The 21,913-nt window shown below is 59.7% G+C and carries 25 protein-coding genes; 22 read left to right on the top strand and 3 right to left on the bottom strand.

Annotated elements, in window-relative coordinates; genetic code table 11:
- The first annotated feature begins 276 nt into the window (after positions 1-276).
- From GSVR_RS13960 to GSVR_RS14035, 16 genes are all read left to right on the top strand, one after another.
- Positions 277-1,629, top strand: a complete 1,353-nt coding sequence (locus GSVR_RS13960; protein ID WP_239077335.1) for a replication-associated recombination protein A — start codon at positions 277-279, stop codon at positions 1,627-1,629.
- Between the two features lie 69 nt (positions 1,630-1,698).
- Complete coding sequence (locus tag GSVR_RS13965; RefSeq protein WP_173201837.1) at positions 1,699-2,175, top strand: SRPBCC family protein; 477 nt, start codon at positions 1,699-1,701, stop codon at positions 2,173-2,175.
- Between the two features lie 49 nt (positions 2,176-2,224).
- Positions 2,225-3,184 carry a 6-phosphofructokinase gene (gene pfkA / locus GSVR_RS13970; RefSeq protein ID WP_173201838.1) on the top strand — a complete coding sequence of 320 codons (960 nt, stop codon included), beginning with the start codon at positions 2,225-2,227 and terminating at the stop codon, positions 3,182-3,184.
- 1 nt (position 3,185) lies between these two features.
- Positions 3,186-4,259, top strand: coding sequence for a magnesium/cobalt transporter CorA (gene corA / locus GSVR_RS13975; protein ID WP_173201839.1), 1,074 nt, complete (start codon positions 3,186-3,188; stop codon positions 4,257-4,259).
- Between the two features lie 55 nt (positions 4,260-4,314).
- Positions 4,315-4,938, top strand: a complete 624-nt coding sequence (locus GSVR_RS13980) for a YajG family lipoprotein (protein ID WP_173201840.1) — start codon at positions 4,315-4,317, stop codon at positions 4,936-4,938.
- Positions 4,935-6,323 (top strand): tRNA lysidine(34) synthetase TilS, encoded by a 1,389-nt coding sequence (gene tilS / locus GSVR_RS13985; protein WP_173201841.1) that lies wholly within the window; start codon positions 4,935-4,937, stop codon positions 6,321-6,323. Before GSVR_RS13980 ends, tilS begins: the two co-directional genes overlap by 4 nt.
- Before the next feature lie 167 nt (positions 6,324-6,490).
- Positions 6,491-8,359 (top strand): ATP-dependent zinc metalloprotease FtsH, encoded by a 1,869-nt coding sequence (gene ftsH, locus GSVR_RS13990; RefSeq protein WP_173201842.1) that lies wholly within the window; start codon positions 6,491-6,493, stop codon positions 8,357-8,359.
- Between the two features lie 4 nt (positions 8,360-8,363).
- Positions 8,364-9,590: a dihydropteroate synthase gene (gene folP / locus GSVR_RS13995; RefSeq protein ID WP_173201843.1), complete on the top strand. Its 1,227-nt coding sequence runs from the start codon at positions 8,364-8,366 to the stop codon at positions 9,588-9,590.
- A 5-nt stretch (positions 9,591-9,595) separates the two neighbouring features.
- Entirely contained in the window at positions 9,596-10,348 is a 753-nt protein-coding gene (gene cdaA, locus GSVR_RS14000; protein WP_173201844.1) for a diadenylate cyclase CdaA, read from the top strand.
- A gap of 22 nt (positions 10,349-10,370) precedes the next feature.
- Positions 10,371-11,729 carry a phosphoglucosamine mutase gene (glmM, locus tag GSVR_RS14005; RefSeq protein WP_173201845.1) on the top strand — a complete coding sequence of 453 codons (1,359 nt, stop codon included), beginning with the start codon at positions 10,371-10,373 and terminating at the stop codon, positions 11,727-11,729.
- Positions 11,730-11,943: 214 nt separating this feature from the next.
- On the top strand, positions 11,944-12,663 hold the full coding sequence (locus GSVR_RS14010; RefSeq protein ID WP_173201846.1) for a pyridoxine 5'-phosphate synthase: 720 nt from the start codon (positions 11,944-11,946) through the stop codon (positions 12,661-12,663).
- Positions 12,660-13,040: a holo-[acyl-carrier-protein] synthase gene (locus GSVR_RS14015; protein WP_173201847.1), complete on the top strand. Its 381-nt coding sequence runs from the start codon at positions 12,660-12,662 to the stop codon at positions 13,038-13,040. The genes GSVR_RS14010 and GSVR_RS14015 overlap by 4 nt, the downstream gene beginning before the upstream one ends.
- Positions 13,037-14,629 carry an NAD(P)H-hydrate dehydratase gene (locus tag GSVR_RS14020; RefSeq protein ID WP_173201848.1) on the top strand — a complete coding sequence of 531 codons (1,593 nt, stop codon included), beginning with the start codon at positions 13,037-13,039 and terminating at the stop codon, positions 14,627-14,629. The genes GSVR_RS14015 and GSVR_RS14020 overlap by 4 nt, the downstream gene beginning before the upstream one ends.
- 11 nt (positions 14,630-14,640) lie before the next feature.
- Positions 14,641-15,090 (top strand): CBS domain-containing protein, encoded by a 450-nt coding sequence (locus GSVR_RS14025; protein WP_173201849.1) that lies wholly within the window; start codon positions 14,641-14,643, stop codon positions 15,088-15,090.
- 5 nt (positions 15,091-15,095) lie between these two features.
- Positions 15,096-15,587 carry a tRNA (adenosine(37)-N6)-threonylcarbamoyltransferase complex ATPase subunit type 1 TsaE gene (tsaE, locus tag GSVR_RS14030; RefSeq protein WP_239077336.1) on the top strand — a complete coding sequence of 164 codons (492 nt, stop codon included), beginning with the start codon at positions 15,096-15,098 and terminating at the stop codon, positions 15,585-15,587.
- Between the two features lie 74 nt (positions 15,588-15,661).
- A complete protein-coding gene (locus GSVR_RS14035; protein WP_173201850.1) occupies positions 15,662-16,876 on the top strand; it encodes an aspartate kinase in 1,215 nt (404 codons plus the stop codon).
- A gap of 75 nt (positions 16,877-16,951) precedes the next feature.
- Here GSVR_RS14035 and GSVR_RS14040 read toward each other — a convergent pair whose 3' ends face one another.
- The 3 genes from GSVR_RS14040 to GSVR_RS14050 form a co-directional block, all read right to left on the bottom strand.
- Positions 16,952-17,488 (bottom strand): hypothetical protein, encoded by a 537-nt coding sequence (locus tag GSVR_RS14040; RefSeq protein WP_173201851.1) that lies wholly within the window; start codon positions 17,486-17,488, stop codon positions 16,952-16,954.
- A gap of 221 nt (positions 17,489-17,709) precedes the next feature.
- The gene (locus GSVR_RS14045) at positions 17,710-18,435 is read right to left on the bottom strand and encodes a hypothetical protein (RefSeq protein WP_173201852.1); all 726 of its coding nucleotides are present in this window, start codon (positions 18,433-18,435) and stop codon (positions 17,710-17,712) included.
- Between the two features lie 52 nt (positions 18,436-18,487).
- On the bottom strand, positions 18,488-18,955 hold the full coding sequence (locus GSVR_RS14050) for a helix-turn-helix domain-containing protein (protein WP_173201853.1): 468 nt from the start codon (positions 18,953-18,955) through the stop codon (positions 18,488-18,490).
- 94 nt (positions 18,956-19,049) lie between these two features.
- On the opposite strand from GSVR_RS14050, the gene GSVR_RS14055 reads away from it, so the two are divergent.
- The 6 genes from GSVR_RS14055 (at position 19,050) to GSVR_RS14080 (ending at position 21,913) form a co-directional block, all read left to right on the top strand.
- A complete protein-coding gene (locus GSVR_RS14055) occupies positions 19,050-19,295 on the top strand; it encodes a hypothetical protein (protein ID WP_173201854.1) in 246 nt (81 codons plus the stop codon).
- Positions 19,292-19,570, top strand: a complete 279-nt coding sequence (locus tag GSVR_RS14060) for a hypothetical protein (RefSeq protein ID WP_173201855.1) — start codon at positions 19,292-19,294, stop codon at positions 19,568-19,570. Before GSVR_RS14055 ends, GSVR_RS14060 begins: the two co-directional genes overlap by 4 nt.
- A gap of 218 nt (positions 19,571-19,788) precedes the next feature.
- A complete protein-coding gene (locus GSVR_RS14065; RefSeq protein ID WP_173201856.1) occupies positions 19,789-20,226 on the top strand; it encodes a hypothetical protein in 438 nt (145 codons plus the stop codon).
- Positions 20,227-20,229: 3 nt separating this feature from the next.
- A complete protein-coding gene (locus GSVR_RS14070) occupies positions 20,230-20,397 on the top strand; it encodes a hypothetical protein (protein WP_173201857.1) in 168 nt (55 codons plus the stop codon).
- Entirely contained in the window at positions 20,387-20,683 is a 297-nt protein-coding gene (locus GSVR_RS14075) for a helix-turn-helix domain-containing protein (RefSeq protein ID WP_173201858.1), read from the top strand. The genes GSVR_RS14070 and GSVR_RS14075 overlap by 11 nt, the downstream gene beginning before the upstream one ends.
- Before the next feature lie 138 nt (positions 20,684-20,821).
- Complete coding sequence (locus tag GSVR_RS14080; protein WP_173201859.1) at positions 20,822-21,913, top strand: hypothetical protein; 1,092 nt, start codon at positions 20,822-20,824, stop codon at positions 21,911-21,913.

Genomic DNA, 21,913 nt, shown 5'->3' on the forward strand with positions numbered 1-21,913 from the left:
CTTTCCTTAGCACCCGCCGGACCTGCCACCTTGCATTCGCCCCCCGGAGTCGATATACTGCCTGCCGCCATATTTCACATCACACCATTCCAGGGACCGTTCCCTTGAACGCAGTTGCCCCCTTCCCTGTCGGCGGCGCACAACGTCCAGCACGACCTATTGCGAACGGTGCCGCCCTCTGGACAACCCACTGAATACTGCTTTACTGGTATCAGGACACATTACAGCCAGGAGCGCTGACCACCAATTTCGGAAAGGAACTGCTGTACCACCGTCATGAAACGAGTACAGAACGAACTGTTTTCCACCCCCGAGCCATCCCGCCGGGACATGTCAGCCCCCCTGGCCGAGAGAATGCGACCGCGGACGGTGGCCGAGTTCACCGGCCAGGACCATCTCCTGGGCGAAGGGCGCATCCTGCGGCGGATGATCGAGAGCGACACCCTCTCCTCGCTGATCTTCTGGGGGCCTCCCGGATGCGGCAAAACCACCCTGGCTCACATCATCGCCCACGAGACCAAGTCCCATTTCATCTTCTTCTCGGCCATCCTCTCGGGGGTCAAGGAGATCCGCGAGATTTTCCGCGAGGCCGAAGGGCTCCAGGCCCGGGGGATACGCACGATCCTGTTCGTGGACGAAATCCACCGTTTCAACAAATCCCAGCAGGATGCCTTTCTCCCCTACGTCGAAAAGGGTGTGGTCACGATCATCGGCGCCACCACCGAGAATCCCTCCTTCGAAGTGATCGCGCCGCTGCTCTCCCGCTGCCGGGTGCTGGTGCTCAACCAATTGGAGCCGGCCACCCTGCGCGGCATCCTGGAGCACGCCCTGACGGGCAACCAGCGTGGCCTGGGCAGTCTCGGCCTGTCCGCCACGGACGATGCGCTCGACTTCCTGGCCGCCCAGGCCGGCGGCGATGCCCGTATCGCTCTCAACACGTTGGAGGTGGCCGCCAACCTGGTTGTTTCGGCCCCTCACGGTGCACCGGAAGCCGAACGGATCATCACCCTGGAGACCGCCCAGGAAGCGCTGCAGAAAAAAGCCCTGCTGTACGACAAAGGGGGCGAGGAGCATTACAACGTCATCTCGGCCTTCATCAAGTCGCTGCGCGCCAGCGATCCGGACGCGGCCCTGTACTGGCTGGCGCGCATGCTAGAGGCGGGCGAAGATCCGCTCTTCATCCTCAGGCGCATGATCATTCTGGCCTCCGAGGACATCGGCAACGCCGACCCGCGAGCCCTGCAGGTGGCGGTGTCAGCCATGCAGGCCTTCCAGTTCGTGGGGTTGCCCGAAGGACGCATCACCCTGGGACAGGTGGTCACCTACCTGGCCACCGCTCCCAAGTCCAATGCCTCGTACGTTGGTATCGACTCCGCGTTGGGGGAGGTTCGCAAAAGCGGTGCCCTGCCGGTGCCGATGCACATCCGCAATGCCCCCACCAAGCTGATGAAGGAGTTGGGTTATCACAAGGGCTACCGCTACGACCACGACTACGAGCAGGGCTACGCCGGCCAGGAATGTCTGCCGGAACGGCTGGCCGGGCGCAGGTTCTACGAGCCCAAGGGGCATGGCTACGAGAAGAGTATTGTCGAAAGGATGGAGTGGCTGCGCAAAAAAAGAGGAGAGTAATGGCATGATCCCCTTATTCCCGGCTGGCTCTCAAGAAGACTCCGATGAAGGAAGATACGGAACTCTGCCATGAAGCCGTTCATCCTGGAACGCTCACAGTTCCTGCCGGTGGTCGACCTCGCCGCTGCCTGGATCTTTTTCAGCGACGCCTGCAACCTGGCACACATCACGCCCCCTGGCATGGGTTTTCGCATGACCTCCCCTCCCCTGGATGATATCTATCCCGGCAGGATCATCAGCTACTCCGTGCGCCCCCTGTTCGGCATCACAATGGACTGGACCAGCGAGATCACTCACCTGGAAAAGCCCTTTTTCTTTATTGACGAACAGCGTTTCGGTCCGTATCGTTTCTGGCAGCATCAGCACCGCTTCCGGGAGGTTGCCGGCGGCGTGGAAGTCCGCGACCTGGTCCACTATCTTCTGCCACGCATGCCGTTCACCCGACTGGTGAACCGGCTGATCGTGGAGCCGCGGTTGAAAGAGATCTTCGATTATCGACGGGAGGCACTGAAAAGGCTGTTTCCGCCCCCGGATCCCGCTCCGTAACGAACGGCTGATACATGAACACATGAGATCTTACTCGGGAGGTTCCACAATGAAAAAGATAGGCATCCTCACCAGCGGCGGCGACTGCTCCGGCATGAACGCAGCCATCCGTGCCGCGGTGCGCATCGCTCTGAGGTCGAACATCGAGGTAATCGGTTTTCGCAAGGGATACCACGGACTTATGCGGGGTGATGCGATTCTCCTGGATAACAGGTCCGTTTCCGGCATCCTCCACCGGGGAGGAACATTTCTTCAATCGGCCCGTTCCCGTGAATTCATGACCCCCGATGGCCAGCAGGAGGCGGTTGACCGGCTGCGGGAGATGGGCATCGAGGGCCTGCTGGTGATCGGCGGAGACGGCTCGCTGACCGGGGCACTGGTTCTGCACCGCCTCGGTTTTCCGGTGGTCGGCATTCCCGCCAGCATCGACAACGACATCCCTTACACCGACATGGCGCTGGGGGTCGACACGGCACTCAACAACATTCTCTATGCGGTCGACTGCATCAAGGACACCGCTTCCTCCCACGCACGCGCCTTCGTGATCGAGGTGATGGGGCGCAATTCCGGGTACTTGGCCTCGATCTCGGCCATTGCCACCGGGGCCGAATACGCCCTGGTACCGGAGCAGCCCTACAGCCTGCCGGACATCTGTCAGCAGCTGAGACGCCGCTTTGAAGAAGGGCGCGACAACGCCATCATCATCTTGGCGGAAGGGGCGGGCAACGGCCGGGAGATCGGTGATGCCATCAAGGATGCCATCGGCTTTGAAGTGCGGGTAACGGTGCTGGGACATTACCAGCGCGGCGGCGCTCCGACCGTGTTCGACCGTCTGTTGGCCAGCCGCTTCGGCAAAAAAAGCATGGAACTGCTGATGGCGGGGGTCTCGGGGGTGATGGTGGGACTTTCCAACAACTCGATCGTCTCGACGCCACTGGAAGAGGTGATTGCCGGCGAAAAGCTGCCCCACGACGAAATGCTCAGAATGGCGGAAGTGCTGGGTATCTGAAATGGCAAACAGCCGCAGGTTTCTCAAGAAGCGCTCGGTCAAGACAGGTCTGCCCCCCGGCACGCTGGTCCACATCGGAGAGCAGCGCCGGGAAGCCCCGCGCCTCGACCTGTTCAGTTATTCCCCGGCCGAGGTGGAAGAACGGCCATGCCAAGGGCTCGCCCAGTGCCTGCCGCACGTGGGACGGGCCGCGGTAACCTGGATCAATGTCGAGGGGGTCCACGACATCGAGGTCATCCGCACCCTGGGTGAACATTTCGGTTTCCATCCCCTGGTGCTGGAAGACATCGTCAACACCGTACAGCGCCCCAAAATCGAAGACTACGACGAGTACCTGTTCATGGTGCTGCGCATGCTGCGACCGTCGCAGGGGGAGTCCTTCACCTCGGAGCAGATCAGCATCATACTGGGGCCGAACTACCTGCTGACCTTCCAGGAGGGGATCCGCGGGGATGTCTTCGACGCCGTGCGTGATCGCATCCGCAGCGGCAAGGGCCGCATCCGGGCCATGGGTGCCGACTACCTGGCATACACCCTGGTGGACTCGATCGTGGATGGCTACTTCAACGTGCTGGAGGTGATGGGGGAGCGCATCGTCAACGCGGAGGAGGAGCTGACCCTGACCGCCGGGCGCACCACCCTGCACCTGATCAGTGACATGAAAAAGGAGATCATCTTCCTGCGCAAGGCGGTCTGGCCGCTACGGGAAGCCATCTCGTTCCTGGAGCGGGGGGACAGCCGGCTGCTGGACAACGCCACCAGGGTCTATTTCCGCGATGTCTACGATCATACCGTGCAGGTCATCGACACGGTCGAAACCTATCGCGACCTGCTCTCGGGCATGCTTGACCTGTACCTTTCCAGCGTCAGCAACCGCACCAACGAGGTGATGAAGTTCCTGACCGTGATCGGCACGATCTTCCTGCCGCTGACCTTTCTGGTGGGAGTGTACGGCATGAACTTCAAACACATGCCGGAGCTGGAGTGGCACTATGGCTACCCGGCCTTGTGGTTCGTAATGCTGCTGTCTTCCATCGCCATGATCCTCTACTTCAAGAGAAAACGCTGGCTGTAGTTCGTTCCAAGAAATCACCGGCCTTCCGGTGATCTATTCCACTGCGGGGTGTACCATGACTTTTTGTCGTTCTTCTCTGCACTGCATTCTGGCAGGTAGTGTTCTCGCGGCAGGCCTTGCCGGCTGCGCCGCCGTCGATCAGAAGGTCGGGCTCGGCTATGCACAGGTCGATCGCTCCTTCGGACGCCAAAGCGGCGATATCGCCGTCTCCCGGGTCGAAGCTGCACCGGCCAGAAACCTCAAGGGGGAATGGGTGATCGGCTCCCTCAACAATGTCCACGGCGTTCACCAGGCAGACCTGCTGACCGACCGCAGCCTGGGGGAATGGATCAGCGAAGCGCTGCTGCTGGAGCTGAAGCATGCCGGCTACACGGTGACGTACACCTCCTCGCTGCCGGCCGATGCTCCGCGCGGCATCCTGATCACCAATATCAATGCTTTCATGAATGTCAACCAGGGCGTGGTCAGCGCGGACCTCAGGCACGAACTCAAGTTCAACATCGACCTGTTCCTGAACGGAGTCAAAACCAAGTCCTTCAACGTCGCCTCCCGCGACAACCAGACCATCCCCCTGACCGCCTCGAAGGAGACCAAGGAAAAGGTGATGCTCCAATCGCTGCAGGACGCGATCCAGCAGATCATGCCGGAGATCGTGGCCCTCACCGGCACCGGCAAGTGACCATCCCCCCCCTGATTGCGCGGGTCGGCCGCACCATCCGGGAGCAGGCCCTGTTCAGGTCCGGCGATACGGTTATCGTGGGACTGTCGGGGGGCGCCGATTCCTGCCTGCTCCTGGACATTCTGGTCAAGCTGTATGATCCGTCGCCGCGCCTGGTGGTGGCGCATCTCAACCACTGCCTGCGCGGCAGCGAATCCGATGCCGACCAGGAGTTCGCCCGTGCCCTTGCCGCCCGCCATGGGCTCCCCTTTGAAACCCGTTGCATGGATGTGGCGGCCGTGGCCCGCCAGAAACGCCTCAGCCTTGAAGATGCCGGCCGCCAGGCCAGGATCGAGTTCTTCGCCGAACTGCGCGAGAAGTGGCAGGCAACGGCCGTGGCCCTGGCCCACCACGCCGACGATCAGGCCGAGACGGTGCTGATGCGACTGCTGCGGGGCTCGGGCACGCGTGGATTGTCGGGAATGCCGTTTCGCAACGGACACGGCTTCATCCGTCCCCTGCTCGAAATCACCCGCAGCGAAATCGTGGCCCATCTCGAGCACTGCGGGCTCACCTGGCGCGAAGATGCCAGCAACGCCGACATGGACTTCCTGCGCAACCGCATCCGCCACGAACTGCTTCCGCTGCTCGAATCATACAATCCCGCCGTCCGGGAACGGCTGGCTGCCACCGCCGGCCTTCTGGCCGACGACGACCACCTGCTGGATACCCTGACAGAAGAGGAGTATGCCCGGCTTTCCCAAAAGGACGCCGCAGCGGTGGCCTTCGATGTCGCCCGGCTCGCATCGCTGCATCCGGCCATGCAAAGGCGCCTTGTCCGCCGGGCACTGGCCGAAGTGGCCGGTGATCTGCGCCACCTCTCCCTGCGGCATATCCATGATGCCGCCGCTCTGTTGCAGGACGGCCCTCCCAACCGCTCCATAACTCTGCCCGGCCTTCTGGTGGCACGGCGCGAATACGGACGGCTCGTCTTTCAGCGAGTGGACGCCGGTGAGAAACCGCCGGAGGAGATCGTCATTCCCGGACCCGGCCGCTATCAGCTCTGGCTCGGCATGACCCTGGAGATCTCTTCCGCGGAGCTGTCGGGAGGCCCCCTGAAGACTGCACCCGACACGGCCTGCTTCGATCCGGGGAAGGCCCCCTTTCCCTGGCTGGTGCGGCCCTTTCGCCCGGGGGATCGCATGGTCCCCTTTGGCATGAGCGGCAGCAGGAAGGTCAAGGAGATTTTCATCGACGCCAAGCTGCCTCCAGCCGTCCGCCGGCGCCTGCCCCTGCTGTTCAGTGGCAGAACGCTGATCTGGATCTGCGGCATGCGCGCCTCCAATCTGACCAGAATCGACAACGATTCTGCCGGAGCGCTCAAAGCGGTTTTTGCCGGGAACTGAGCCAGAGGTCCGGATCCGCCCCGGAAGCAGGGACGGCACACGCCACGCACGGCGCAACCAATGCCCCCTGGCGAGCGATCCGAATGAACTTGTAAACCTCCCGGCAGTATGGTAATTATTTAAATTTAAATCGGTACATTCGCCACATTCATCATACGGGGGTAAGCGTGAATCAGTTTTACAAGAATCTTTCACTCTGGCTGGTAATCAGCTTGATGATGATCCTGCTGTTCAACATGTTCAACAAGCCGCGTCCTACCGCTGAAAAACTCAATTTCAGCGATTTCATCGCTCAGGTCGATGCGGGCAAGATCACCGCGGTCACGATCCAGGGCAATGAGATCTACGGCAAGTTCGAAGGGAAGGACGGCAAGGATTTCCGTACCTACAAGCCCACCTCGGACGCCGACCTGACCGAAAAGCTGCTTGAAAAGAAGGTCACCATCACCGCAAAACCAGAAGAGGAGAAATTCTCCTGGTTCTCGATCTTCATCTCCTGGTTCCCGCTGCTGCTGCTGGTGGGCATCTGGATCTTCTTCATGCGCCAGATGCAGGTCGGCGGCGGCAAGGCCATGTCCTTCGGCAAGAGCCGGGCCAAGCTTTTGACCGAGTCCCAGGTCAAGATCACCTTCGAGGATGTGGCCGGCATCGAAGAGGCCAAGGAAGAACTGCACGAGATCATCTCTTTCCTCAAGGACCCCAAGAAGTTCACCAAGCTGGGGGGCCGCATCCCCAAGGGCGTGCTGCTGATGGGCCCTCCGGGTACCGGTAAGACCCTCCTGGCCCGCGCCATTGCCGGCGAGGCCGGTGTACCGTTCTTCTCCATCTCCGGTTCGGATTTCGTCGAGATGTTCGTCGGTGTCGGCGCAAGCCGGGTGCGCGACCTGTTCATGCAGGGCAAGAAGAGCGCCCCCTGCATCATCTTTATCGACGAGATCGATGCTGTCGGCCGCCACCGCGGCGCCGGCCTGGGTGGCGGGCACGACGAACGCGAGCAGACCCTCAACCAGTTGCTGGTGGAAATGGACGGCTTCGAGTCCAACGAAGGGGTGATCCTGATCGCCGCCACCAACCGTCCCGACGTGCTCGACCCGGCCCTGCTGCGCCCCGGCCGCTTCGACCGTCAGGTGGTCGTGCCCCGCCCGGATGTCAAGGGACGCGAGATGATCCTCAAGGTTCACGCCCGCAAGGTGCCGCTTTCCAACGATGTGGATCTGGCCGTTATTGCGCGCGGTACCCCTGGCTTCTCCGGAGCGGATCTGGCCAACGTGGTCAACGAGGCGGCCCTGCTGGCGGCTCGCTCGGACAAGACTCTGGTGGAATCGATCGATTTCGACAACGCCAAGGACAAGGTCCTGATGGGTGTCGAGCGGCGCAGCATGGTCATCTCCGACGAAGAAAAGCGCAGCACCGCCTATCACGAGGCGGGACATACCCTGGTGGCACGGATGGTGCCGGGCACCGATCCGGTCCACAAGGTGTCCATCATCCCCCGCGGCCGGGCCTTGGGAGTCACCATGCAGTTGCCGATCGAGGACAAGCACAGCTATTCCCGCGAAGTGCTGCTGGCCCGCATCGCCGTGCTGATGGGGGGACGCGCTGCCGAAGACCTGATTTTCAAGACCTTCACCACCGGGGCCGGCAACGATATCGAGCAGGCCACGGAAATGGCACGTAAGATGGTCTGCGAATGGGGCATGAGCGACAAAATGGGTCCGCTCTCCTTCGGCAAAAAGGACGAGCAGATTTTCCTGGGACGGGAGATGGCCACCCACAAGAATTACAGCGAAGCAACCGCCGTGGAGATCGACTCCGAAATCCGGCGCATCGTGGACGAGAGCTACGCCCGCGCCCTTTCGCTCCTGCGCGACAATATCCAGAATCTGCACAACCTCTCCGCCTGCCTGATGGAGAAGGAGAACCTGACCGGCGCCGAGGTCGACGAGATCATTGCCGCCGGCGTGCCGGCCTGCGGCAAGAAGTCCGAGGAGCCGGCTCAGGCTGCCGCCATACAAGCTACCGATATCCAGGCCTGACATAATGAGCAGGTTTTCGGCGAGGCTGCTGGATATCGCCACTCGCGCCGATGCGGAGAGAGAACTGCAGGGCATCGGCGCCGACCCATCCGGAATTGCCCTGATGGCGCCGAAGATGCTGCTCCGCTGCATCCACCTGACCGGGCTCGAATGCCGCCAGGCGAACATCATCAAACAGGAGATGCTGTCGCTTGGTGGCGATGCTGCCGTGGCCCGCGGCACGGTCGCCTGCAGCATCGAGTCCACCGATGCAATCCTGATCGGTACTGAAAAACAGCTTCAAAACCTGTCCATCAGGCTGGCACTCCAGCCATTCGGACTCGGCACACTGGCGCCGGAGCTCGATGCCGTTCTGGCATATGCTGCCAGGCCTCCGCGTACTTGGCGAACCCAGCGTCGCGAGTTCTCGCTGACACGCCCGTTGATCATGGGCATCCTCAATGTCACACCCGATTCATTCTCCGATGGAGCACGTTATCAGGATCCCCGGCAGGCCTTCGATCATGCAATGGAGATGGTTGCCGAAGGGGCGGATATCATCGACATCGGAGGGGAGAGCACCCGCCCCGGGGCCGATCCGGTATCTGCAGAAGTCGAGCGTCAGCGGGTGGTGCCGGTAATCGAGGAGCTGTCGGGCCGCCTGCCCTGCGCCATCTCGATCGATACCTGGAAGGCCGACGTGGCTGCATCCGCCATTGCAGCCGGTGCGGAGATCATCAACGACATCAGCGGTTTCACCTTCGATCCCGCCATGGCCGGCGTGGCCGCCCGGACCGGTGCCGGGATCGTCTTGATGCATACCCGCGGCGCTCCTGAAACCATGCAGAAGAACACCGCCTACAGCGATCTGCTGGAGACGGTCATCACCGGCCTGTCCGGCTCGGTGGAGGTTGCACTGGCACACGGGATCGAGCGCGAGCGGATCGCCATCGATCCTGGCATCGGTTTCGGCAAGGATGCTTCCGGCAATCTGGAACTGCTGCGGAGACTGCGCGAACTGGAGGGACTCGGCCTGCCGCTTTTGGTGGGGACATCGCGCAAGGCATTCATCGGCAAGGCGCTGGGACGTGAAACCGGAGAACGCGTGTACGGCACTGCCGCCACCGTAGCGCTGGCAGTGGCCAACGGAGCTTCGATCCTGCGGGTGCATGACGTACGGGCCATGCGCGACGCAGCCTACATGGCGCATGCCATCGCCACCGGCACTTTTGAACAGCAATCCGAGAGTTGACAACCATGACAATTCCACCGGCACTGACGGAACTGTCCGATACGATCGTGATGACGGCGCTGGTAACCGGCAGCGCGCTGGTGATCCGTCGCGACGTTGCCCTGCGACTGCTGGGCGTGATGGCCGGGCTGTCGCTGGCGTCGCTCGCGGCACGGGTGACGAACGTTACCCCGCTGGTACGGGTGCTGGACATCGTGATCAGCTCGATGCCGGTTATCCTGGCGGTCGTTTTCCAGTCGGACCTGCGCCGCACCCTGCTGGCCCTGGGCAAGCGTTCCCCGTCCGCCTCCGAATTCGACGGCGACATCGAAACCGTCGAAGAATTGCTGCGGGCGCTCAGAGAGTTGGCGGAAAAACGGATCGGAGCGTTGATCGTGCTGGTCCGGCAGATCTCCCTCGACCACATTGTACATGTCGGCACGCAGATCGACGCAAAGGTCACCTGCGAGCTGCTCAACTCGATTTTTCTGCCCTATTCCCCTATTCATGACGGCGCGGTCATCATTGAAAAGGGAAAGCTGACCAAGGCCGGCTGCCTGCTGCCGCTCTCCCAGAATCCGGACATCGCCAAGAGCTTCGGTACGCGGCATCGTGCGGCGCTGGGACTTTCCGAGCTTTCCGACAGCTATGTGGTGGTGGTGTCGGAGGAAACCGGCAAAATATCCTTCGTGCATGACGCAAAAATCACCTACGACATGGATTCCGGCGAATTGCGCAGGATGCTCAAAAAAGCCCTGGGTGTCAGGCGTATGACCTGACCCCCCACCCAATGGAGGGTACATGAAAAAACTGTTCGGAACCGACGGCGTCCGGGGCGTTGCCAACGTCTATCCCATGACGACCGAAATGGCAATGCAGCTCGGCCGGGCTGCCGCCTACATCTTCAAGAGCTCCAACAAGCGCCGTCATCGCATCGTGATCGGCAAGGACACCCGTTTGTCGGGATACATGCTGGAAAACGCCATGATGGCCGGCATCTGTTCCATGGGGGTCGACGTACTGGTGGTGGGGCCGCTGCCTACTCCCGGCATCGCCAACATCACCTCGTCCATGCGGGCCGACGCCGGGGTGGTCATTTCTGCTTCCCACAACCCCTTCCAGGATAACGGCATCAAGTTCTTCTCCGCCGACGGCTTCAAACTGCCGGACGAGATCGAGCTGAAGATCGAAAAGCTGATCGAAACCAATCACATCGACTCCCTGCGTCCGACTGCCACCGAGGTGGGCAAGGCTTTCAGGATCGACGATGCCGCCGGCCGCTACATCGTGTTTCTCAAGAACACCTTTCCCCAGGACATGGACCTCTCGGGTATGAAGATCGTGCTGGACTGCGCCAATGGTGCGGCCTACAAGGTGGCCCCGGCAGTGTTCCGGGAACTGGGGGCCGAAGTGGTCACCCTGGGGGTTTCTCCTGACGGCACCAACATCAATGCCGGATGCGGCTCGCTGCATCCCGAGATCATCAGCGAAGCGGTCAAGGAACACCGCGCCGACATCGGCATCGCCCTGGACGGCGACGCAGACCGGGTAATCGTGTGCGACGAGTTCGGCAAAGAGGTGGATGGCGATCACATCATGGCCATCTGCGCCACCGACATGCTCAAACGCAAGGTGCTCAAGAAGAAGACCCTGGTAACCACCGTGATGAGCAACATGGGGCTCGACATCGCCATCAGGAATGCCGGCGGCAAGATCGTGAAGACCGCCGTGGGCGACCGCTACGTAGTGGAAGAAATGCGCCGGGAGGGCTACAACCTGGGTGGCGAGCAGTCGGGTCACATGATCTTCCTGGACCACAACACCACCGGCGACGGCATACTCTCGGCCCTGCAGCTCCTGGCGGTCATGCGCCGGGAGGAAAAGCCCCTTTCGGAACTGGCCACGGTGATGATCCCGCTGCCTCAGGTGCTGGTGAACACCCGGGTACGGGAACGCCAGGACATCATGTCCATCCCGGAAATCGCCGCCCAGGTGCACGCGGTGGAGGAAAAGCTCGGCAACGAGGGACGGGTGCTGATCCGCTATTCCGGCACCGAACCGCTCCTGCGCATCATGCTGGAAGGCAAGGACACCTACGAGATCACCGCCTGGGCCAACGACATCGCAGCCTTGGTGAAGACCCACCTGGGAGAGAAGTAGTTTACAATCCACCGCAAGATACAGAGAAAAGTAAAAGCCAGAAGACAATGGAACACGGAAGAGGCGGAAAAAGCGGGAAAAGACAGATTGCTTCCTAACCCGGATTTATTTTTAAGATCTGAATTTATCAGCCATTCCTGCCGTTTCCGCGTTCCATTGCCGTTCGATTTCCTCCGTGTCTCTGTGTCAGTGGTAGATGTATAGGAGGTTGGAAGTGGCAAAACTTGGACTTAACGTCGATCATGTAGCCACCGTGCGCCAGGCGCGCGGCGGTATCGAACCGGATCCGGTGGCGGCCGCCGCCATCGGTGAACTGGCCGGCGCCGAAGGCATCACCGTTCATCTGCGCGAAGACCGCCGCCATATTCAGGATCGCGACCTGGAGATCCTGCGGCAGACGATCAAGACCAAGCTGAACCTCGAAATGGCCATTACCCAGGAGATGGTGCGGATCGCGCTCAAGATCAAACCCGAGCAGGTTACGCTGGTCCCGGAGAAACGCCGGGAACTGACCACCGAGGGGGGGCTCGACGTAATCCTTCACCTCAAGGCGGTCACCGAGACGGTCAAGCGCCTGCGGGACGGCGGCATCGTGGTCAGCCTGTTCGTGGATCCCGACCAGGAGCAGATCAAGGCCGCCAACAAGACCGGCGCCGACTACATCGAGATCCATACTGGCGCATATGCCGAAGCCCCGGACTGGAAAAGCCGTGAGCACAGGCTGGAGGAGATCGACACCGCCATCAAGCTGGCGCGCAAGGTGGGGCTGGGGGTCAATGCCGGTCACGGCCTGAACTACGTCAATATCAAGCCGCTGGCCGCCCTGGGGGGCATCGAGGAGTACAACATCGGACACTCGATCATCTCCCGGGCCGTTCTGACCGGACTGGACCGGGCGGTCAGGGACATGGTGGAATTGATCAAATACGCATGATCTTCGGCATTGGCACCGATATCGTTTCGATCGAGCGCTTCCAGCGTTTCATCGACTCCGGCAACACCGCCATCCTGCGGCGGCTGTTTACCCCCGGGGAACAGGCGGTCTGCACTGCCAGGAAGAGCAGCGCCGCCTGCTACGCCGCCCGCTTCGCCGCCAAGGAATCTTTTCTGAAAGCCATCGGCACGGGCTTGCGGGACGGCATCAGCTGGCTGGACATGGAGGTTGTCAGCAACGACCTGGGCAAGCCGGAACTGCTCCTGTCGGGAGAAGCGCTGAACCTGTACCGGGCTCACCGGCTCGGCCGGCTGTTTCTCTCGCTTTCCCATGACGGGGGCTGTGCCGTGGCAATGGTAGTCGTGGAGGCGGAATGAAAGCGGTAACTCCCCGGACCATGCAGGAAATCGATCGGCGCGCCATCGAGGACGAAGGCATCCCGGGGCTGCAGCTGATGGAGAACGCCGGTCGCAGCTGCGTAGCGGCGATCATGGACGAATCCGGCCTGCAAGGGGCCGGGCAGGCCGTGGTCCTGGCCGGCAAGGGAAACAACGGCGGCGACGGGTACGTGATCGCGCGGCTCCTGCACGAACAGGGGTGGCGTGTGAAGGTCCTGGTCCTGGCAGAGCAGGGTCAGATCACCGGCGACGCGGCTGCCAACCTGATCCGCCTGCCCCTCGCCATGATCAGCTTTTGCCCGGACGAGAGCCGGCTGGCCCAGCATGGAGATGAACTCTGCCGGGCCGACCTGATCATGGATGCGCTGCTGGGCACCGGTCTCAACAGCACCATCACCGGCGTGTATCGCACTGCGGTCGAGCTGGTGAATTCCTCCGGCCGCCCGATCCTGTCGGTCGACATCCCCTCCGGCATCCACGGCACCACCGGCATGATCATGGGAGACGCGGTCCGTGCCTCGCTCACCGTCACCTTTGCCCTGCCGAAGCTCGGCCTGATCCTCTTTCCCGGCGCCGAGCATGTCGGCAAGCTGGTGGTCGCCGACATCCGTATTCCCCCGCACATCATCCAGGCCGCCCCCGGATTCGAGATACTCGATGCCGCCGCCGTCCGGCCGCTGCTGCGCCGGCGGGACCGTCGGGCACACAAGGGCAGCTTCGGCCACTGTCTGATCGTCGCGGGATCTCCCGGCAAGACCGGTGCTGCAGCCATGAGCGCCAACAGCGCAGTGCGGACCGGCTCCGGGCTGGTGAGCCTGACCGTGGCGGCCAGCCTCAATCCGATCCTGGAAGTCAAGACCACCGAGGCCATGACCATTCCGTTGCCCGACTCGGGCAGCGGGCACCTTGATCTCAGCGTTCGTGCTGAAATCGAAAAACTGCTGCCCGGGCGTGATGCCGTGGCCCTCGGACCGGGGCTGGACCGCCGGCCGGAAACCGCACTGCTGGTGCGTTCACTGGTGGAGACCATTACAGCGCCCCTGGTAATCGATGCCGACGGCCTGAATGCCGTGGCTGAAGATGTTGGCGTGCTGCTGCGCAAAAAGTCCCCTAGCCTTGTCCTGACCCCCCATCCCGGTGAAATGGGGCGCCTGCTGGGCGCTTCGGTTCCCGAAATCGAAGCGAACCGCATTGCAGTGGCCCAGGAATTCGCCCGCACCTACGGGATCTACCTGATCCTCAAGGGGGCCCGCACGATCATCGCCTCCCCTGACGGCGCGATCGCCATCAACACCAGCGGCAACCCTGGCATGGCCAGCGGCGGCATGGGAGATGTGCTGACCGGCATCCTCGTATCGCTGCTGGGCCAGGGCTACCCTGCCTGGGATGCCTGTCGCCTGGGGGTATTCCTGCACGGTTATGCCGGCGACATGGTGGCCGACGACAAAGGGGAGATCGGCATGAACGCCACCGATGTTCAGGAAATGCTGCCGTACGCCTGCAAGCGGCTGTTCATGCAGCCATTATCCGACACGGCACCGAAGACGTTGACTCAATTTATTCAGTGAAGGAGAAGACGATGCAGACCATAGCCGAGATCATGACAAAAGATGTTCTTGCCGTACGACGCACAACCACCGTACGCGAATTGGCCGAGATCTTCGAAACCCGCCGGTTCAGCAGCCTGCCGGTAATCGATGACAACGGCGCCCTGATCGGCATCGTCACCGCCTCCGATCTGATCGAACAGGGGCGCAGCCTGCATATTCCCACCGTAATTTCCCTCTTCGACTGGGTGATTCCGCTGGAAGGGGAGCGCACCCTGGAACGCGAACTGCACAAGATGACCGCCCAGACCGTAGGGGAGATCTACTGCCCCGAAGTGGTGACCGTCTCTCCTGCCGACCCGGTCAGCAAGGCGGCCGATATCATGAGCGACCGCAAGCTGCACGCCCTGCCGGTGGTCGACAAGGGCACACTGGTCGGCATCGTGGCGCGGATCGACATCATCCGCAGCATCAATCCCTGATCGGCATGCTTGAGCTGATCTCCCATTCCCCGGACGATACCCTGGCACTGGGGCGCCACCTCGGTTCGCTACTGAAAGCGGGCGCGTTCGTGGCGCTCTCCGGACAACTGGGGGGGGGCAAGACCTGCTTTACCCGCGGCATTGTAGCTGCCGTGGCACCTGCCAGCCTGCGACTGGTGGCCAGCCCGACCTTTGCCATCATGAATGAGTATCCCGGCACGCCGCCGGTCTATCACTTCGATTTCTACCGGCTCTCCGGCGCCGGAGAGGTAGCCGAACTGGGTTTCGAAGACTATTTCGGCGGCCACGGCATCTGCATCGCCGAATGGTCAGAGCGTCTGGGGGAACTGCTCCCCCCGGATCGCCTGGAGATCACCTTTGCCCACGCCGGTGACGATCATCGGAAATTATCGCTGCGGGCGACCGGAACGGATGCGCAGACGCTGCTGGAATCCTTTGCGAAAGGCATTGACGCAGAAAAAATAATTTTGACCTGAAGCGGTAATCTGCTATATAGAACGGATTCTTCCGGCGTTTTCCGCAGTCACTATACATGCAGAAGGAGAGCAGTATGGCACTTGTAGTCCAGAAATACGGCGGCACTTCGGTCGGCACCACAGACCGCATGAAAAATGTCGCCAAACGGATCATCAAAACCTACGACGCGGGCAACGACCTGATCGTGGTGGTGTCGGCCATGTCCGGCGAAACCAACAAGCTGGTGGCGCTGGCCAACGAGATGAGCGAGATCCCGGACTGGCGCGAATACGATGCAGTCGTATCCACCGGCGAGCAGGTCACTACCGGTCTGCTGGCCATGTATCTCAAGTCGCTGGGTTACAAGGCCAAGTCCTACCAGGGCTGGCAGGTACCGATCGTAACCGACGACACCGCCAGCAAGGCCCGTATCGAAAGCATCGACGACAAGAACATCCGTGCCGACCTCAAGGCGGGCACCATTGTAATCGTGGCCGGCTTCCAGGGTATCGATGCGGCCGGCAACATCACCACTCTCGGCCGCGGCGGTTCCGATACCTCTGCCGTGGCCCTGGCTGCGGCGCTCAAGGCTGATGTGTGCGAGATCTATACCGACGTTGACGGCGTCTATACCACCGATCCCAACGTCTGCAAAGAAGCGCGCAAAATGGAGAAGGTCTCCTACGACGAGATGCTGGAGCTGGCCAGCCTGGGCGCCAAGGTGCTGCAGATCCGTTCGGTGGAATTTGCCAAAAAATACAACGTGGACGTGCACGTCCGTTCCAGTTTGAATGAAAATACCGGTACCATGGTTACCAGGGAGGATGCAGAAATGGAAGGAATTCTCGTTTCAGGGGTCGCCTACGATAAAAACGAAGCAAAGATCGCGGTGATGGGGGTACCCGACAAACCGGGCATCGCCGCCAAGATTCTGACCGCGCTTTCCGATGCCAACATCTCCGTGGACATGATCGTGCAGAACGTCAGCCAGGCCGAACTGACCGACTTCACGTTCACCGTGACCAAGGCCGATCTCAAGCAGGCGCTGCTGATCACCAGCGAGGTGACCAAAGAGATCCAGGCCAAGCAGGTGCTCTCGGACGAGAACATCAGCAAGGTCTCCATCGTCGGTCTCGGCATGCGCAGCCACGCCGGCGTCGCCACCAAGATGTTCGCCGCCCTGGCCGCCAACAACATCAACATCCAGATGATCTCCACCTCGGAAATCAAGATTTCAGTCATTGTTGACGAGAAGTACACCGAGCTGGCCGTACGCGTGCTGCACGAGACCTTCGGCCTGCAGAGCTAGACGAGATACCCTGCAGATAAAAAAGCCCCACCGGACACCCGGTGGGGCTTTTTGCTTTCATGCGCACTTCGGATGCTAGTCTCCGCGGCGCCGATCATGGCCGCGGCCATGATCATCATGCCGATCATCGCGGCGGTCTTCCCGCTCATATCGGCGTTCTTCCCTCACTTCGTTGCGACGGTGGTCATCCCGGCGCACCTCCTGGCGCACCTCCCGCAATTCCGGCCGGTACTGCCTGCTGCGGTAATAGCTCTGATAGCGATCCCGATCGCGGTAATAGACACGGTACTCGCGATCGCGATGAGACCTGATCACCTCCAGCCGGTTCCGGAGAATGATCGGCGGCAGGTAGTTGCGCTGCACCACAACCCAGGGGCCGTTATAGTAAGACGAGCGGTACCAGGCATTACCGTAATGGAGATAGTAGAAGTTGGAAGCGAACATCAGGTCGTAGGGCATGTCCACCCCCACGTAGAAGCCGAGCTGCGGCGGGGCCAGGAACAGCGGCGGCGCTTGGAACAGCACCGCCGGCGGCCCCTGGACAACGACCCGCGGGGCGGGAACGCCGACGTTGACATTGACACTTACCTCCGCCAGCAGGGAAGCCGGCACAGCCAGCAGACAAGGGGGGCGGGATAACTAACACACGAGAAACACGATAAACGTCCGCGACGATGCTTGACGGATGCTTTACATCAGGGGAAAACGGCATGGTATCAAGACGCTCTTGATGAAGAGCGCCCGCCGCCCAAATTGATCGTGACGGTCGTTCATCAGCCGGAAGAGATCGGTTTGTTTCGCGTCAGCGAAATGGGACGTGAGCCCCTTATCCATCACCCGCCCCAGGCTACCACTCGGCCATTTTTGATATACAGGTACGTTCCGCCGCGGGTGTAATAGTCAACCACACTGCCCTTCCAGCTCGCCTGGCCGTGAATGAAGAACTCCCCCACACACTTCTGTACTTGGGCCAAAGTCATACCCACCCTGATCTGGCCGTAATCCTTCCCGCAGGCTTTCTGAACTTTCAGTTCCTCAGCTTCCCGTTCAGCCTCCAATTGGGCTTCTTTCTCTTCTTCTTCCCGTTCCATTGCACGCCGATGATTTTCGGCCGTCTGTCTCTCAGCGATCTGCTTATCGACAACCTTTTTTGCAGCATCATAAATAGCAGCGTTTTCATTGTTTAGTGTAACAACCTTATCCCATACAGCAGGCGAAAAGAGGCTTGGTTTTGGAATGGCGTCACGAGCCGCTAACAGTGGTTTGATGGAATTGAGTGCAGCAGTTTCATTCCCTGGTTTCCTGGTAAACGCCTGATATCTTGCGACCTCTTCGAAGTATTTTGCAAGGCTCTTTAGCTCGCGATCAATTGCCTGATAATGTTTATACCCACTCCCTTTGATTATTGACGGGGATAGCTTCAATAACTCAGTATTTGCACCTTTTATATCATTAAGGAGAATCTTATTCTCAACTGTGGTTAAAGGTATTGTAGATTCACATAGAGCTGAGCCGGTGAATACAAGGACAATAAGAACTGAATAGATCGTATAGGCCATTTTACCACTCCAAAGTCTCATAATCCCCCCTTACTAAGGACAGTCGCTGCACTCAGGCCGCGTGATTATTCTTAGTCCCAGCTCTCTCATTCTCTGGGCAATCCATGCCCTGTTTTTTTTCACCTGGATCAAACGCCGCCAGTTGGGCCTTGACGGCTTCAATCTTAACCTTATCCCCTTCATCGAGAATCCTCTGCAGCTTCCTGAATAGCACACTCTGCCGACGATCCATATCCAGCGGTATCGGGTGATGACGATACCCTTCTGGTGCCTCCATCACAATACACGGTTGAGCCCGCCTTTTCTGACCCTCACCAGTTAAGACCCATTCCAGATTATAGCCGAATTGCCTACAAAACGTAGTCAGCTCTTCGAGCGGTACGGTATTCCTCAGCTTCCAGACGCCCAGCTTCTTCGGCGGAGCTTTTAAATCCCGCGCCACCTCCGCGTCTTTTTGATGCCCGCGATCCTTCTTGATTCGTTCAATAATTTCAGATGTCGTGTTGATTACGTTTTGCAATCAAATTTTCCTTGACGTGACTTCATTTTGAAGTTATTTTAGCCACAGATAGTTTACAACACTAAACCTTACTAATGAAAAAAAGAGAGCCCACATGAAACAGGAATCTACTGAAGCTACCGCCTGCAACATCCGGGCTTGGATGGCACTCCGCAAGGTCACCAACGGCAAGGTTGCCACGGCGGCCAAAGTCTCCCTCGTCATGGTTTCCTATGTCATCAACAGTCACCGCGTCAGCGCACCTGTCATCAAAACCATCGCCCGTCTGTGCCGTGTCTCGGTCGCCGATCTGCTGGCCGGGCCGGAGGCTGCAGAACAAAACTCAAGGAGGGCAGCATGAGTACTCAGGCAGAGACTTACGCCGATATCAACACGGCATTGCGTGAACTTCAGGGCATGGTCGGTTTCTTTCTTATGGACCCTGAGAGAAAGGAAGTTGCGACCCTGATCAAAGAGAACGGCCTTTCTCGGAAATTTGTAACAGAGCTGGCGGAAGAGGTTGTTATTGAACACCTTTCCGTCGAGCCAAAATATTTGCAAGGGCGGTGCTGGCACTTTTTTCCTGACGCTGCAGGATTGTCGCTGCTTCCCTTCGATGGTCAAGGAATCGCTTAGTCTCCTTATTTGAGTCAAACATTTCTTCCTGGATGGAGCGGATCTCCTCCATGAGGAGGAGGTGGGAAGCGAGGATGTCAGCGTGAATACTATTGAGCGCACCATGAAATTCTTCAACAGACATTGTTTCAGTTTGTTCCGGGTCCATCGGCCCACCTCCGCAACGGGGAATATACATCAAAAGAGTCTTGACGGTAACAGTAAAAACGAGGGGCGTCATGTCCAATCAGCGCGAAAGAAAAGATAAAAGTGTGTCCGGGCAGCTTGTGCTGCTGGATAGGGAGATAGAAACAGGTTCCCTGGAGCACCTCAGCCTCGGTATCAAACAGCGCCTGAGCAAGATGCTCTCTCCGCGTGACCGTTTCATGGTGGCTGCCTGGATCAGCCGTGTAACCGGCATTGAGGTGAAGGGGTCGGTGTTCGAGAAGATCCTGGGCAGCGACCCGGCCTACCAGCCCACCATGGTGCAGGTCATTGCCGCTTGCAAGCTGGCCGGGGCCTTTGATCCCCTGGAATTCGGACTTGAAGAGCTTGGCGCCGGAGTGCTCACGGCCAACGAGAAGCCGTATGTGCAGTTGGCCAAGAAGATCCAGGAGCGCAAGCAGTTGGAGCAGGAAATCGCGCTGCTGGAATCCAAATGCGGAGTGAGGAGGTAAACCATGTTCCAAGCCTACAGAAGTATGAAGCCCATCACCACCGAACGCGAGTGGCTACCATACTTCGGTGAAACGGAGGATGCAGTTCGCGCAGATGTTTTTGAGGCGGGGTTGGATAGATGGGATGACATCTTTATTGCGCCGATAAAGGAGATTCATTGTGGCAGCTAAAACTTATAACCCGGTCATGAGCGACCACAAGCTGATCGACATCATTGAGCTGCTCCACCAGCAGACTACCCCCGTATCGGCGGCGCAGATCGCCCGGGAGCTCGGCCTGCCCCACGCCACGGTGATGAGCCACATGGTGGTGCTGCTGGAGCGCAAATGGGTGCGGCAGGCGGGCGAAATGTACGAGCCGGGCTCGCGGATCAGCGGCATGTATGCCGTGTATCTGCAGGGGCTGAAGGATAAACGCGGCGACCTCGATCGCGAGCTCCGCCAGCTGGAGGTGTGAGGATGAAAGGGATTCGCTTTCGGTGTGTTTTTTGTGGACGTGAGTGGACGACCATAGAGGAATGCAATGCTTGTGAAGAAAGCCATTAAATTCGGGGCTCAGGCCCTGAGAGTCGAACTTACCGAACCGGAGGGAAGTATGGAAGTAGATCAGGAAACACTTGGCTGGCTGGTGAATACTTCGGCCGGAGACATTAACTTCCGCGGCTGTCTCGACCGCGCCAACGAGGCCACGATCCGCGCGGCCCTGGCAGAAGTTGAGGGGAAACCGGATAACAAAGGGCGTGAAAAGGCCCTCAAGCAGCAGCTCAAGAAGTTGTTGGAGGCCCAGGCCGAGCAGGTCCAGGGCTCCGAGGCCCGTCAGACCCGCACCACGGCCATGAATGTGGGCGAACTTGAGGCCGACCGCGAGCGTGATCAGCAGTTGCAGGCCCAAGAAGAACAGAAGGATCGGGAGGCACGGATTGCTGAAAGCTATACCGTAGCTGGTCGTATCCAGGCCATGACATTTGTAGAGAAAGTGCTAACCGCTAGCACTTTGGTTCAGCTCAAAAACATCAAGGCGTCAAAAACTTACCGCGACCTTCCTGGAATAGGTACATGGGACAAGTATTGTGAATTCCTTGGTTTTTCTCGTCAGAAAGTCGATATGGATCTGCAAAATCTTGCCGAGTTCGGAGAGCAATTTTTGCTAACGGTTGGCAACTTTGGCCTTGGCTATCGTGAGCTCCGTCAGCTCCGCCAGCTCAAATACGACGGCGAATCCTTCCAGGTCTCCGAGGACGGCAAAACGATCGTGATCGAGGGGGAGGCTATCTCGCTCAGCGACGATGCGGCGCCGGAGATCGAAGCGGCCCTGGAGAAGCTGCTTGAGAAAAACAAGACCCTCAGAGAGCGGAATACCCGCCTGGAGAAGGACCTGAAAGGAGTGGTCAAGGAGGAAACGGCTGGCCTGCAGGCGGAGAAAAAGGCCCTGGTGGAGCGGGTGAAGGTGCTGGAGAAGTACGAACCGAAAGAGGATGACCGCGAGTGGGCGATAAACGGCATGAAAAACATCGCCGAGGCCGCGGCAGCGCTGCAACTGGCCATAGCCGGCTTCCTGGTCGACGAACATGTATCGAACGACCGCCATATCCAGGCCCAGGTAGATGCGCATCTGCGGGAGGCTGAAATGGCCCTGCACGACGTGCGCGGCAGGCTGGACGACACCATCGGCATGTACAACGACTAG

This window comes from Geobacter sp. SVR (genome assembly GCF_016865365.1).
Classification (GTDB): Bacteria; Desulfobacterota; Desulfuromonadia; order Geobacterales; family Pseudopelobacteraceae; genus Pelotalea.